At 32.7% G+C, this 14,679-nt stretch carries 13 protein-coding genes; all 13 read right to left on the reverse strand.

Features of this window, described 5'->3' with window-relative positions; translation table 11 throughout:
* Positions 1–21: 21 nt before the first annotated feature.
* Positions 22–2,220: a translation initiation factor IF-2 gene (gene infB / locus P3F81_RS06260; protein ID WP_147668701.1), complete on the reverse strand. Its 2,199-nt coding sequence runs from the start codon at positions 2,218–2,220 to the stop codon at positions 22–24.
* A gap of 14 nt (positions 2,221–2,234) precedes the next feature.
* Positions 2,235–2,552: a L7Ae/L30e/S12e/Gadd45 family ribosomal protein gene (locus P3F81_RS06265; RefSeq protein WP_147668703.1), complete on the reverse strand. Its 318-nt coding sequence runs from the start codon at positions 2,550–2,552 to the stop codon at positions 2,235–2,237.
* Positions 2,545–2,811, reverse strand: a complete 267-nt coding sequence (rnpM, locus tag P3F81_RS06270) for an RNase P modulator RnpM (protein ID WP_147668705.1) — start codon at positions 2,809–2,811, stop codon at positions 2,545–2,547. The genes P3F81_RS06265 and rnpM overlap by 8 nt, the downstream gene beginning before the upstream one ends.
* Before the next feature lie 2 nt (positions 2,812–2,813).
* Positions 2,814–3,878, reverse strand: a complete 1,065-nt coding sequence (gene nusA / locus P3F81_RS06275) for a transcription termination factor NusA (protein ID WP_147668707.1) — start codon at positions 3,876–3,878, stop codon at positions 2,814–2,816.
* Between the two features lie 28 nt (positions 3,879–3,906).
* A complete protein-coding gene (gene rimP / locus P3F81_RS06280) occupies positions 3,907–4,353 on the reverse strand; it encodes a ribosome maturation factor RimP (protein WP_309320766.1) in 447 nt (148 codons plus the stop codon).
* Between the two features lie 187 nt (positions 4,354–4,540).
* Positions 4,541–8,227: a PolC-type DNA polymerase III gene (locus tag P3F81_RS06285; protein WP_147668712.1), complete on the reverse strand. Its 3,687-nt coding sequence runs from the start codon at positions 8,225–8,227 to the stop codon at positions 4,541–4,543.
* 59 nt (positions 8,228–8,286) lie between these two features.
* Positions 8,287–8,892: an alpha-ribazole phosphatase gene (gene cobC, locus P3F81_RS06290; protein WP_147668714.1), complete on the reverse strand. Its 606-nt coding sequence runs from the start codon at positions 8,890–8,892 to the stop codon at positions 8,287–8,289.
* 1 nt (position 8,893) lies between these two features.
* A complete protein-coding gene (gene cobD, locus P3F81_RS06295; RefSeq protein ID WP_147668716.1) occupies positions 8,894–9,988 on the reverse strand; it encodes a threonine-phosphate decarboxylase CobD in 1,095 nt (364 codons plus the stop codon).
* Positions 9,975–10,859: a GHMP family kinase ATP-binding protein gene (locus tag P3F81_RS06300; RefSeq protein ID WP_147668718.1), complete on the reverse strand. Its 885-nt coding sequence runs from the start codon at positions 10,857–10,859 to the stop codon at positions 9,975–9,977. The genes cobD and P3F81_RS06300 overlap by 14 nt, the downstream gene beginning before the upstream one ends.
* 13 nt (positions 10,860–10,872) lie before the next feature.
* Positions 10,873–11,622 (reverse strand): adenosylcobinamide-GDP ribazoletransferase, encoded by a 750-nt coding sequence (gene cobS, locus P3F81_RS06305; protein WP_147668720.1) that lies wholly within the window; start codon positions 11,620–11,622, stop codon positions 10,873–10,875.
* A 5-nt stretch (positions 11,623–11,627) separates the two neighbouring features.
* A complete protein-coding gene (gene cbiB, locus P3F81_RS06310) occupies positions 11,628–12,581 on the reverse strand; it encodes an adenosylcobinamide-phosphate synthase CbiB (RefSeq protein ID WP_147668722.1) in 954 nt (317 codons plus the stop codon).
* Between the two features lie 4 nt (positions 12,582–12,585).
* Positions 12,586–14,100, reverse strand: coding sequence for a cobyric acid synthase (locus tag P3F81_RS06315; RefSeq protein ID WP_147668724.1), 1,515 nt, complete (start codon positions 14,098–14,100; stop codon positions 12,586–12,588).
* Positions 14,093–14,668 (reverse strand): bifunctional adenosylcobinamide kinase/adenosylcobinamide-phosphate guanylyltransferase, encoded by a 576-nt coding sequence (cobU, locus tag P3F81_RS06320; RefSeq protein WP_147668726.1) that lies wholly within the window; start codon positions 14,666–14,668, stop codon positions 14,093–14,095. Before cobU ends, P3F81_RS06315 begins: the two co-directional genes overlap by 8 nt.
* Positions 14,669–14,679: the final 11 nt, after the last annotated feature.

Here is a 14,679-nt window from a genome sequence, read left to right on the forward strand (position 1 = left end):
ATTATGCCCCCATTCCATACTCTAATTATTTATACTATTTGGTTTGATTTGCTCCATTGTATATGCTTCAATGATATCGCCTTCTTTAATATCCCTAAACTTATCAATTGTGATACCACATTCATAGCCAGCAGCAACTTCTTTAACATCGTCTTTAAAACGACGTAAAGATTCTATGATACCTTCATGGACTACAATACCATCACGAATAATTCGGATACTGGAGGAGTTCGTAACCTTTCCTTCTAATACATAAGAGCCAGCAACTAATGCTTTAGAAAAATTCATTACTTGACGAATTTCAACTTTTCCCTGAATAACTTCTTTATATTGTGGAGCAAGCATTCCCGTCATTGCAGCTTCTACATCGTTAATTGCTTCATAAATTACACGATAAGTTCGAATATCAATATTTTCTGTATCTGCAATTTTTTTTGCATTCGCATCAGGACGAACATTAAATGCAATAATTAATGCATTCGCAGCAGATGATAACATAACGTCAGATTCATTTACAGCTCCAACACCAGCGTGAATTACATTTACTCTTACTTCTTTATTATTATTTAAATTTAATAAAGATTGACGCAATGCTTCCACAGAGCCTTGAACATCTGCTTTAATTAAAATATTTAAATCTTTAATATTTCCTTCTTGAATTTGTTGGAATAAATCATCTAAGGATACTTTTTGAGAATGAGCTAGTTCATCACTACGTTTTTTTGCAATTCGCTTTTCAGCAATTGATCTAGCTAATTTTTCATCAACAGAAACTAAAATATCACCAGCTTCTGGAACATCAGCCAATCCTAAGACCTCAACCGGTGTAGAAGGTCCAGCCTTTCTTACTTTTTCGCCCCGATCATTAACCATTGCTCTAACTTTACCGACAGCAGTTCCTGCAATAATGGAATCTCCAATACTAAGTGTTCCAGCTTGTACAAGAACCGTAGCAACTGGGCCACGCCCTTTATCTAATTGTGCTTCAATAATAATACCTTGCGCAGCACGATTAGGATTTGCTTTTAATTCTTGAACTTCAGCAACTAAAAGTACCATTTCTAACAATTCTGTTATACCAATTTTTTGTTTTGCCGATACTGGTACCATGATTGTATCACCACCCCATTCTTCAGGAATGAGTGCATGCTCAGCTAATTGCTGTTTTACATGATCTGGATTTGCCCCTGGTCGATCAATTTTATTAATAGCAACAATAATTGGTACGTTAGCAGATTTTGCATGATTAATAGCTTCAATTGTTTGAGGCATAACACCATCATCTGCAGCAACTACTAAAATCGCAATATCCGTTACTTGTGCTCCGCGTGCACGCATTGCTGTAAAAGCTTCATGTCCTGGAGTATCTAAAAATACAATTTTTTTATTTTGGCAAACAACTTGGTAAGCACCAATATGTTGTGTAATTCCACCAGCTTCTCTAGATGTAACATGTGTTTTACGAATTACGTCTAATAAAGAAGTCTTCCCATGGTCGACATGCCCCATTACTGTTACAACTGGTGAACGTAATACTAGAGTTTTCGGATCATCAACAATTTCCGGAATCTCTGTTGGATCTGCTTCTGGTGGCAATTCTTCTACAGTAATATCAAAGTCAGCAGCTAAAAGGGTAGCTGTATCTAAATCAATTTCTTGATTAATTGTTGCCATAATACCTAGCATCATTAATTTTTTAATAATTTCGCTGACATCTCTACCTGTTTTTATAGAAAAATCTTTAACAGTAATAGATCCACCTAATTGAATTATTTTTGGTTTTGCCATTTCGATTGTATTTGGTTTTACTTGATTATTATGATTTTTTTTATTTTTATCGTTTTGATTGGATTTATTAAAATTTTTCTTTTTATTACGATTGTTAGTAGAACTTTGTTTATTATTCAATGTATTATTATTACCCTTACTATTAAAATTTGGTGACTTTTCATTTTTTTTATGGTCTAAATGACTATTTTGCTTATCACTATGATTGGGCTCCGTAGCTTTTACATCTTTTTTTACAGCTGAGTTAGGTTGAACGATATTATTGGATTTTTTTACAGAAAAATGATTTTTTAAAATTAATTTTTCTGGATCTCCTACCGTACTCATGTGGTTTTTTGCTACTGTAATTTCATTTTTCGTTAAAATATCCAATATAATTTTACTTGAAGTATTAAATTCTTTTGCCAATTCATATATTCTATATTTGGACATTGATCCACCCCCAATTACTCACTCTTATATAAATTAATTATTGCCTTTGCAAATCCATGATCATTCACTGCTACCGCCGCACGATATCCTTTACCAATCATATTACCTAACTCATCTTTTGTAAAAAGTTTTATTAACATTATATTATAATATTGTGCCATATTATAATATTGTTTATTAGTTTCATCTGAAACATCGTTTGCAACGATAAGTAGTTTTATTTTTCCGCTTTTTACTAGTTTTGCAATAGAAAATTCACCCGACGTTAGATTTCCAGATCTTTGTGCTAATCCTAATAAATTGGAAATTTTTTTCAACTTAGTATCATTCATTAGAAAAAATCCTTGATTGCAAATCATCATAAATGTCCTGACTAATTTGCATTTTAAATGATTTTTCTAAACGCTTTTCTTTATAAGCTTTACTAAAACATTCTTTATCATTACAGATATAGGCCCCACGTCCTGCTTTTTTACCAGATGTATCAATCAAAAATTTATTTTCCGGGGTTTTTACTATTCTTAAAAGTTCTCGTTTATTGTGCATAGTTTGGCATCCTACACACATGCGTTGAGGAATTTTTTTATTCATAGTTAAACCTCCGATGTTATTTCATCCATTTCTTGTGCGGCCTGTGATTCGCTTTTTATATCAATTTTCCATCCTGTTAATTTTGCTGCCAATCTTGCATTCTGCCCTTCTTTTCCGATCGCTAAGGACAATTGATAATCTGGAACAATAACTTTAGAAACCTTTTCAATTTCGTTGACTTCAACGGATAATACTTTTGCCGGACTTAGTGAATTAGCAATATATTTTACTGGATCAGCATTCCATTTTACAATATCAATTTTTTCACCTTTTAGTTCATCAACGATTGTTTGAACCCGCATACCTTTATGTCCTACGCAAGAGCCCACTGGATCAATATCTTCATCACGTGAATATACAGCAATTTTAGAACGCATACCTGGCTCACGTGCTACGGATTTAATTTCTACAATTCCATCATGAATTTCAGGAACCTCTAACTCAAAAAGACGCTTTAATAGGCCTGGATGTGTTCTTGACACTAAAATTTGCGGCCCTTTAGTTGTTTTCTTTACTTCAATTATGTAACTTTTTACTCTATCTCCATGTTTATATTGCTCAAAAGGTATTTGCTCAGACGGTGCTAAAATTGCTTCCGCTTTACCTAAATCAATAAAGACATTTTTTTGTTCAATTCGCTGTACGATGCCAGTTAAAATATCACTTTCTCTATTTGAAAACTCTTCATAAATGATTCCACGTTCAGCTTCTCGAATTCTTTGCACAACAACTTGTTTAGCTGTCTGGGCTGCAATACGTCCAAAGTTTTTTGGTGTAACCTCAATTTCAATTACATCCCCTACTTCGTAATTGCTATCAATTTTCTTTGCTTCAGATAACTGAATTTCCAAACGTTCATCTTCTATTACTTCTGCAATATTCTTTCGAGCAAAAACATGAATTTCACCAGTAATTCTATCTAGAGAAACGCGAACATTTTGTGCTAACCCAAAGTTTCGTTTATAAGCAGAAATTAAGGCTGCTTCTATTGCATCAAATAATACTTCTGATGCAATCCCCTTTTCTTTTCCTAATTGTTCAAATGCTTGCATGAACTCTGCGTTCATTTAAATCCCCCTTATTCAATTGTATATATTAAAATTCAACATATAGCTTGATTTTTGCAATTTTATCTCTTGGAATTACTTTGCTATCATTAATTATTAGATCAATATTTGTAAAACTAGTTAGTTTCCCTACGATAGATTTACTACCATCAATCGGTGCAAAAGTACTGATTTCAATCATATCACCTTTATGACGTTCTAAGTCTCTATCTTTCTTTAATACTCGATCAATTCCAGGAGAAGAAACTTCTAGATAATAACTTTCAGAAATTGGATCTAATTCATCTAGTTTAGATTCCAATTGTTCACTAAGGGATTGGCAATCTTCAATTTCAATGCCCCCAATTTTATCGATAAATACTCTCAAATACCAATCACGTTCTTTTACGTATTCAACGTCAACTAATTCTATCTCTGTGTCTGCTAATAACTCAGCAACTAATTTTTCAACTAAATTTTCTATGTGATTTGCCACATAATCACCTCCCAAACTATATTTATTTTCCCTAATGCTAAATATCTTATACATAAAATTCCACAAAATAAAATACAGAGTATAAGAGTAAAGAGTGGGCTGTTACGCCCACTCTTTAAAACATCAATAATTCTCAATGCAAATATTATATCATTAATAGTTATCATTTACAACCCATAGATAAAATTTATCCAAATAAGATAATTTGATCGGTTTCTGGTAAATGATCCAGACAACCATGTGCCTTTAAAATATCTATTGCCGTTTTTGAAATTTTAGCACGATTTTTTAAATCCTCAATAGAAGTAAATTCTTTTTCTTCCCTAGCAGCCACAATATTGTTAGCGGCTGAAACTCCTACTCCTTCTAACGATGCTAATGGTGGTAATAAAGAGTTTTTTAAGATAATAAACTTTTCAGGAGCTGAATCACGAATATCTACTTTTTCTAAACTATATCCACGTAAATACATTTCTAAAGCCATCTCTAAAACTGTTTGTAATCCTTTTTCCTTTACAGATAAATTATTTCCCATTTCTTCGAATTCTTTTAGCTTATCTTTAATGAAAATTTTGCCTTTTGAAATAATATCAGCATCAAATTCAGTAGCTCTAACAGAAAAATAAGCTGCATAGAATGCTAAAGGATAATGAACTTTACAATATGCAATTCGATAGGCCATCATTACATATGCTACAGCATGTGCTTTTGGAAACATATATTTTATTTTTTGACAAGACTCAATATACCATTCTGGAATGTTATGAGTTCGCAATTTTTCCACATCTTCAGCTTTAATTCCTTTTCCCTTACGTACAGATTCCATAGTTTTGAAAGATAAAGATGGATCAACACCTTTATGAATTAAATACATCATGATATCATCACGTGCAGATATTGCTTCAGAAACTTTAGCAATGCCATTTTTAATTAGATCCTGCGCGTTGTTCAGCCATACATCCGTACCATGTGAAAATCCACTTATTCGAACGAGTTCACTAAAGGTTTTTGGTTTTGTATCATCGAGCATCTGACGAACAAATTTAGTTCCAAACTCAGGTATTCCATAAGTTCCTGTTACACTTCCTAATTCTTCTGGAGTTACATTTAATGCTTTTGTTGAAGAAAATAAGCTCATTGTTTCTGGATCATCTAAAGGAATTGTTAGAGGATCCCGTCCAGTTAAATCTTCTAACATTTTGATTACAGTAGGATCATCATGTCCTAATATATCAAGCTTAACTAGACGACTACTAATTGAATGATAATCAAAATGAGTTGTAATTGTTGTTGAATTTTTATCATCTGCCGGATGTTGTATTGGTGTAAAATGATGTACATCCATATCACGTGGTACAACCATAATTCCCCCAGGATGTTGCCCAGTTGTCCTTTTCACTCCCGTACATCCATCGACTAAACTATTTGCATATGCTTTCCGTACAGTAAGTCTTCCTTCAGCATCAGAAAAATATTTACTAATATATCCATAGGCTGTTTTATCCGCAATTGTGGCGATTGTTCCAGCACGAAAAACATTATCTTTTCCGAATAATTCTTCTGTGTATTTATGAGCAACTGGCTGATAGTCGCCTGAAAAGTTTAAATCAATATCAGGAACTTTATCCCCATGAAATCCCATAAATACAGCAAATGGAATATCATGTCCGTTTTTGATTAATTTTTCATTGCACTTTGGACAGTTTTTATCTGGAAGGTCAAATCCGCCACCATAACTTCCATCGGTAATAAATTCACTATATTTACATTTAGGGCATAACCAATGGGGTGGCAATGGATTTACTTCTGTAATATCTGTCATCGTAGCAACAAAAGAAGATCCTACAGATCCTCGAGATCCTACTAGGTATCCGTCATCTAAGGATTTTTTAACCAACTTATGCGCAATAAGGTATAAAACGGCAAACCCATGTCCGATAATTGAATTCAATTCGCTTTCTAAACGGTCTTTTACTATTTTAGGCAAATCATCCCCATACAAAGTCTTTGCCTTAGTATAAGCCATAGATTTTATTTGCTCTTCGGCTCCCGGAATTTGTGGTGAATACAACTCATCAGGAATAGGTTTAAAGTTTTCAATTTTATCAGCAATTAAGCGGGTATTATTTATAACTGCATCAACAGCTTTTTCTTTTCCTAAATAAGAAAATTCTTCCAACATTTCTTCTGTAGTTCGCAGATATAATGGCGGCTGATGGTCGGCATCTGAAAATCCTTTACCGGTCATTAAAATTCTCCGATAAATCTCATCTTCAGGATTTAAAAAGTGTACATCGCAAGTCGCTACTAATGGTAATTTCAATTTTTCGGCGATTTCTGCTACTTTTAAATTAATTTTTCTTAGCCCATCTTCATCTTGAATTTTTCCATTTCTAATTAAAAATTCATTATTGCCGATTGGCTGAATTTCTAAATAATCATAAAATCTAGCGATTTCTAATAATTTATCATCACTCTCGCCATTAATAATAGCTTGAATTAATTCTCCAGCTTCACATGCTGAACCAAACAAAAGCCCTTCTCTATATTCTTCTAGTATTTTTCTAGAGACTTTAGGACGTCTATGGAAGAATTTTAAATGAGATAAAGAAACTATTTTATATAAATTTTTTAATCCAATAGGATTTTTAGCTAAGATAACAATATGATTAGATTTATTGATATCTTGTTCAAATAGATATCCTTCCATTCCATAAATCACTTTGATTCCAGCTTTTTCTGCAACATCACAGGCCTCTGGAAAAGCTTGTACTACCCCATGATCAGTAATTGCAATCGCGGGATGACCCCATTTAGCAGCGGTATTAATTAGATTTTTAATGGAGACAACCGCATCCATATTACTCATATGAGTATGTGCATGGAGCTCAACTCTTTTTATTTCAGAAGTGTCACTGCGAGTATTTGTAGAAAATCTTTGCATGCTATCAACAAACATGATATAGTCATTTGCATATTTATCATGCTGAACACTGCCTTTGATTTTTACATAAAGTCCAGATTTTATATCTTTTAAAATTGGCTCTAAAGTTTCCTTATTATCAAATATTCTTTTACAGCTAATCCCACTAGTAGCATCTGCAATATCGAATAATAATAGCTGCCGTCCTGTACGTAATTCTTTTACTTCAAGATTTACTATTTTCCCAGCAATAACAATATTCCTACCTTCATCTTGAATATCAGAAATTATTTGCTCATTTTCACGAATTGGTTTACCAAAAATAACGACTTTATCTGTATTTGTAGTTTTTGCTGTCAATTCTTTTGTAGTATCGTTATTTAACGCTTCTATATATTCTGGGGTCATAATATCATCAATAGAATCTTTATGTGGCTCGCAATTTTCTCGTTCTGTAATGCAATCAATTTCTATTTCCGTATTAAATTTTACTTTTATATAACTGCGCATTCGGTGAATAACTAAATGAGCAGTTAAAATTTCTTCTGCTAAATCACCATAAAAGTTTAATGTTAGCTTTCTACCATCAAAATTTCGCTTACTATTTAATAGTAAATGTTTGATTGTTGAATTTCCTTCAGCAATATGTTCAATAAATATTCCCCAATTATTTTCAAAAAACAATTCGATATCTGCGTAAATAACATTAATTTGAACATTACGTATTTTATAAAGTTGTTGTAATTTTACAGCAAGCTCTTCAAAGAACTGTATAGGAATATTTCCATTTACAATAATCTCTATCTTCCAAACAGATTTCTCTATATCAAGTAAAACTTCTTGGATTTTACAATCACTTAAATCAAACCTTTCCTTGTTAGAAAGGTCTGTAGTATGAATGATTTTTTTTAGTATATAAGGTTTATTTGGTCTAAGTGAATATGTATACATATATACCCCGCTTTTCGCATCGGTTATGACATTAAAATGTAATCACCTTGAATAAATTTTTATTCAAGGTGATGTGTATCGTTCATTAAAGTAAGAATTACATGATCTTCATAGTGCTCAATAATATTTAAAGCCGTATTATCTTGTTTAATACTCCAAACATATTTCAGTGGCATATGTAAAACTCCTGCTAATATTGTTCGTATTGCTGCACCGTGAGAAACAATAACAATATCTTCATTCTTATGTTTATTGATAAGATTTCTAAGAGCTGGCATTGTTCTCTGTTGAACATCAAAAAAGGATTCACCATCTGGAATACAAATAGCTTCGGCATCCATCGTAAACTTTTGAAAACAGCCTGGCCATTTTTTATTAATTTCATTATACGTCATTCCTTCCCATAATCCAAATGAAATTTCTTTAAAAGCAGGAAGAATTTGAGGTGATAAGTGGTGAGGCTTTGCAATAATTTGACCAGTATTTATCGCTCTTTTTAAATCACTTGTATAAACAGCAGCAATCTTTTGCTGTTTTAGTGCTACAGATAGAGCTTCCGCTTGCAAAAGCCCTTTTTCAGTTAAATCGATATCTGCATGGCCTTGATATCTAAAAGATAAATTCCAATGTGTTTGTCCATGCCTAACTAAAAATATTTTTGCCATGCTACCTCCTAGCCTCAAAAATAGTTTTTATTTCTCTTAATAAAATCTGATTTTCTGCCTCTGATTTTACAGCTATACGGACAAAAAAATTATTTAGTCCAGGATAATTGCTGCAATCTCTAATCAATATATTCTTTTTCATAAGTAAAGTTTTCAAATGCTGTGCTTCCATGGTTTCATTTAAAATTTTTAATAGAATAAAATTTACCGACGGATTATAAATTTTTAAATTCGAAATATTAGCTAATTGATGAAAAAAAGAATCTTTAGATTTTTGCACGAATTGCTTTGTTTTTATTTGATACTCTATATCTTTTAAACCTGCAATGCCAGCTTTTTGTGCCAAAACGTTTACATTCCAAGGATCTTTTGCTAATTCTAACTTTTTTATCAGTTGCTCTGACATTGCAGCAAAGCCCAAACGCAAGCCTGGAATTGCATAAAATTTGGTTAAAGACTGTAGAAGAATTAAATTTTCAAATTTATCAAGCAGTGACCTAGCTGTGTACAGTGAATCATTTTTAACAAAATCTATAAAAGATTCATCTAAAACAATGTAGCAATTTTCTTTTTTCGCAGCGATAAGGATTTTTTCAATTTCTTCTATTGTGAGTAAATTTCCAGTTGGATTATTGGGATTACCAATAAAACATAGGTCTATATTTTTCAATTTTTTTATTAGTGTTTCTGTCGGAAATAAAAAATTATCTTGTTCGGATAAATAAAAATAGTTAATTTTCGAATGAGCTGCACGAGCTGCTCGCTCATATTCCGAAAATGAGGGCGCAAGAATAAGGGCTTGTTTCGGTCGAAGCACATGACATAATATGTATAATAATTCAACAGCTCCATTACCTATAATGATTTTTTTCTTATTGATCTGATAAAACTCTGCAATAGTCTTTTTTAAAGAATAACATGCAGGATCAGGATAGTGAATGATTTCTGCAATCGAATTTAGAATTGTATTTTTAACCTGGAACGATAATCCAAGCGGATTAATATTGGCACTAAAGTCTAAAACTTTTGCTTCAGCAGAAGTTTTTCGCAAAAAACTATGTATATTTCCACCATGAATAAATTTATCTTGGTCCATATGATTTTACTACCACTCCTCCTGAAATGATCTGTACTTGTTTGATAAAATGAACGCTTGGAAAAGCTTGCTTAATAAAAGCTAAACAAGCTTTCATTTTCCCTTGACGAACTTGATCAAACATCATACCTAGAATAGTACCACTATGTGCGATGTTCACCCCAATCCCATCGTATTTCGCATTAATTTCAATAAATTCTTGTAAATAAGGCTTATATAAAATTTTCTGATTGGCTTTTGCACTTAACGTAGCACCTTGCCCAATAAGCGAGGAATTGCCTTCATGGATTCCTTTTTTTATCATTTTTAAGGCTTGCTTAATTTCAAATTCTTTAGATTGATTCAATAATCTTAAATCATTTCGTGAATTAAATTCTAATGTATTTATTTCACCACCTAAATCAAAAATTAAAATTGAAATGGGTGGACAACTTCCCAAGGTAGCTAATTTCATTCCATTTATATGATCAAATAAAACAAGATCTTTATAGAAAATCCCATCCGTTGGTTCTATTTGCGCAGCGATTTTGGCAATTTCATTTGGTGTCAAAATTTTTCCAGTTGCTATAGCTACAGCTTGACAAATAGCACTAATATCAGCACTACTAGAAGCCATTCCCTTTCCTTTTGGCAATTGTGAATATAATGATAAAGAATAGTGGAAATCTGAAACTTTTAAATATTTTAAAGTATTATATAAGGCTAGTTCAGCTTTCGGTTCTAAAGAGAAACTATTGTTGTTTACCTGAGACATTGTAACGATAACGTTAGAATACATATTAATTGGACAACTGACAAGAAAATTCTGCCCATCTAAGGTCCCTTGAATTAACTCTCCACAAGAACCGGGAGCTGAAACACATATCTTCATACTCATCTCCAATCTACTTTAAAAAAGCTAAAAGTACAATTACTTCGCTAAGCTCAGTTATCGCACCATAGACATCTCCTGTTAATCCGCCTAACAATCGAGTAACATATCGACAAAAAAAGATCGTAAAAAGTCCTGTAATCACCAAACTGAAATAGGCTTTGATTCCAAATGGCAATACTAGAAATATAGTAAATATAAATGCTATCCATAGAGTTTTTTTTGTAACATATTCAGCAAAATATCTTCCTAATCCTTCACGTCGAGCATAAGGAAATGTCGTTATCCCTATAACCATCATAAATCTTGCTATAACTGGCATAAGAAAAACAGTCGTGACAATTTGATTTGTTTGCGCGATTTCAAAGAATAATGACCATTTAAATAACACCAATAGTACAAAGCCAACAATCCCATTTGCACCAACACGACTATCCTTCATAATCACCAGCATTTTTTCACGGTCTCGCCCAGAAAAAATTCCATCCATCGTATCCATAAAACCATCACAGTGTAATGCGCCAGTGAAAAAAACCCATAAAAAAATCATTGTTGTTGCATAGATTACTTCTGAAATGTGAATTCCTAAAGTAGGCAAATATTCTAAAATAAGATAAGTATATAATGCAAATAAAATCCCAAGTGTAGCTCCTACTAAAGGAAAAAATTTTACACTTCCACTAAAATTTTTTGCTGACCATTCTTTTTCTTCAATTAATCGTAATCTAGTTAAAAACTGTAATCCAGTAATAAAATGTCGCATATTTTTTAACCTCGCCAAAAATAACCTATTGCTGCTACCCAAACTAAAAATAATATCGTTACACCATACATAATGTAAATCGTGTGGGTAATATGCATTGGAAGTAGTTCGTTTTTCTTTTCTCCCATATGCGCCCGAAAAGAAGGAGTACCAAAGTAATAATTTAGTCCACCAAGTTGAACTCCTAATGCTCCTGCTACCCCAGCCTCACTATAGCCACTATTGGGACTAGGATGTTTTTTCGCATCTTGACCTATTGAACGATAGGCTTGCTTAAAATCAAACTGTAAACAAAATGCAACAATGATAATCATTATCGCAGTAAGTCTCGCCGGAATATAATTAAATAAATCATCTAATTTAGCTGCGAACATGCCAAAGTCTATGTATTTATCATTTTTATAAGCAATCATTGAATCTAAAGTGTTTACTGTACGATAAAAGACAGCAAAGACTACACCGCCAATAAAATAATAACATAGTGGCGAAATAATTCCATCCACAATATTTTCAGCTATTGTTTCCACTGTTGCACGTGTAATATTGGCTTGATCAAGATTTTTTGTATCTCTGCCGACAATCCAACCAACTTTTATTCGAGCGTTCTCCAAGTCATTACGTAATAAATAATTTCGTATCTCAATTCCAGCTTGCGCTAAACTGCGTGGCGATATCGTAAAGCTTAATAAAATGATATTGGCTAAATAAAAAATCCATAAATTTAAATTAGATAAATAATGTAAGAAACTCCAGGTAATACTTGTTATGATTGTTAATGTGGAAATCACCAAAAGCATTCCAGATAAGCGTTTTTTCGTTTTTCCATCAGAACTATTTAATAAAAATTTTTCTAAAATAGAAATTAAATTACCAATCAAGACTACTGGATGAAACTTGCTACGCGGATCTCCAATAAAAATATCAAATATAAATGCTAGAACAGCTATATTGATTATCATTTTATTACTCCATTATTTTATGAATTAAATCCATATTTAAATTGTTTCTTACTGTATTTGCTAGTCTGTTATAGCTTTGCTGCTTTTGCGCATATTGATTTGTTATTTGTTGTAGCGGTTCAAGATTTTTACGTTTTCTCAAGGCATTTAATAATGAACGACGATATAGATCATTATCAAAGATTCCATGTATATAAGTTCCTAATACTAACCCATCTTCACTGATTAATCCATCTTGATAAACTTTATTGCTGATTTGATTCGTAATAGAAAAAGCATGGTTTGTCGTATCTAGAAATTCTGTTTTACCCATATGAATTTCATAACCATTTAATACTTCATTTACCCCAGTCATTCCTAAAAAGCCTTTTCCGATATAAGATGCAGTTACCTGATAAGTCGATTTGCTTTTAGCAAAAATTGTTCGTGTAGTAAGGAGTCCTAGCCCCTGAATGCAATCAATTTCCGATTCCATATGATGTGGATCAAGAATTTCTTGACCAAGCATTTGATAGCCACCGCATATACCAATCACCGGAATAGATTTTTTTAAAGAATTCTTAATTTCTTGCGCATATCCATTTTCATATAAATAAGATAAATCTTCAATTGTATTTTTAGTGCCTGGAAGAATAATTAAATCTGGCTCGCCAATTGACTCGCCTTTTCCAATGTATTTAACTAAAACATCAGGTTCATTCGCTAGACTGTCAAAGTCCGTAAAGTTTGATATCTTCGGTGTCTTAATGACTGCAACGGTAAGTTCAGCAGTTTCTTTAGGAAGATTTTTATCATTAAGCGATACTGAGTCTTCATCATCAATTCCTAGATTATCTAAATATGGCAATACACCAACGACAGGTTTTCCTGTTTTTTCTTTTAAAAAATCTAAAGCTGGCTGAAGCAAACGAATATCACCGCGAAACTTATTAATAATAATTCCTTTTATCAAATCGCGCTCATCAGGGTCTAATAATTCTAGAGTTCCAACAATAGAAGCTAAAGCGCCACCACGATCAATATCAGCAATTAATAACACAGGAGCATTTAACAATTTTGCCACGCGCATATTAACGATATCATTTGCTTTTAAATTGATTTCTGCTGGGCTACCTGCACCTTCGATTACGATTGTATCATACTCACGATCAAGTTTTTGTAGGCAGTCTTTTACCGTGCTTAAAGCTTTTAATGAATAGCCATTATGATATTCATTAGCCGTCATATTGCCTATAGGATTTCCCATCAAAATCACTTGAGATCTAGAATTTCCCGTTGGTTTTAATAATACAGGATTCATTACCACTTGCGGCTCTAATCCAGCTGCCTCAGCCTGAGCAACTTGGGCGCGTCCCATTTCTTTGCCATCTTTCGTAACATAAGAATTTAATGCCATATTTTGCGCTTTGAATGGAACAACCTTTTTCCCATCTTGAAAAAAAATTCTACACAAAGCCGTTGTCAATACGCTTTTGCCTACATGAGAACTCGTTCCTTGTAACATAATATAGTTAGCCATTGTTTTCCCCCTGCTCTGCTGCTAGTTTCTTTATGTCAACAGCAATACCACTAATCACCCAATAAACTTCATCTGCTCTGGCCGCAATCAACTGATTAATTTTCCCGGCAAAATCTCGATATTCACGTGCTAGAGCATTCTCAGGAACAATTCCCATCCCGACTTCATTTGTGACTAAAATAATATCTGTATTATTTTTTTTTGCAGTTTCTAAGATTTTTTCAAATTCTTTAGCAATGTCATTATACTTTTCCGCAGAATTTAATCGTGTATCACTCGATAATAACAAATTACTCAAATATAAAGTAACACAATCGAATAAAATTACATCATGTGCTTCAGAAGCATTTTGTACACTAACTTCCGCATGAAATGGCGATTCATACGTCTGCCAATTTAGCGGTCTCCGGTTTTTATGCACTTCTACCCGCAGTTTCATTTCTTCATCATAAATTTGTGCCGTAGCGATATAAGCAATTTTCTCACCGATTTTTTTTGCATATTCTTCGGCAAAAAAACTTTTCCCGCTTCTCGCACCGCCAGTTACCAATATAATTTTTGCTGCCATTTTATTTTCCT

Source organism: Selenobaculum gibii (assembly GCF_030273445.1).
Taxonomy (GTDB): domain Bacteria; phylum Bacillota; class Negativicutes; order ICN-92133; family ICN-92133; genus Selenobaculum; species Selenobaculum gibii.

Coding starts and splice junctions, on each gene's coding strand:
- P3F81_RS06285 (WP_147668712.1), bottom strand. CDS start 8,227: ATGTATACATATTCACTTAGACCAAATAAACCTTATATACTAAAAAAA.
- P3F81_RS06300 (WP_147668718.1), bottom strand. CDS start 10,859: ATGAAGATATGTGTTTCAGCTCCCGGTTCTTGTGGAGAGTTAATTCAA.
- rnpM (WP_147668705.1), bottom strand. CDS start 2,811: ATGAATAAAAAAATTCCTCAACGCATGTGTGTAGGATGCCAAACTATG.
- P3F81_RS06315 (WP_147668724.1), bottom strand. CDS start 14,100: ATGGCTAACTATATTATGTTACAAGGAACGAGTTCTCATGTAGGCAAA.
- cobU (WP_147668726.1), bottom strand. CDS start 14,668: ATGGCAGCAAAAATTATATTGGTAACTGGCGGTGCGAGAAGCGGGAAA.
- P3F81_RS06265 (WP_147668703.1), bottom strand. CDS start 2,552: ATGAATGATACTAAGTTGAAAAAAATTTCCAATTTATTAGGATTAGCA.
- cobS (WP_147668720.1), bottom strand. CDS start 11,622: ATGCGACATTTTATTACTGGATTACAGTTTTTAACTAGATTACGATTA.
- nusA (WP_147668707.1), bottom strand. CDS start 3,878: ATGAACGCAGAGTTCATGCAAGCATTTGAACAATTAGGAAAAGAAAAG.
- infB (WP_147668701.1), bottom strand. CDS start 2,220: ATGTCCAAATATAGAATATATGAATTGGCAAAAGAATTTAATACTTCA.
- cobD (WP_147668716.1), bottom strand. CDS start 9,988: ATGGACCAAGATAAATTTATTCATGGTGGAAATATACATAGTTTTTTG.
- cobC (WP_147668714.1), bottom strand. CDS start 8,892: ATGGCAAAAATATTTTTAGTTAGGCATGGACAAACACATTGGAATTTA.
- cbiB (WP_147668722.1), bottom strand. CDS start 12,581: ATGATAATCAATATAGCTGTTCTAGCATTTATATTTGATATTTTTATT.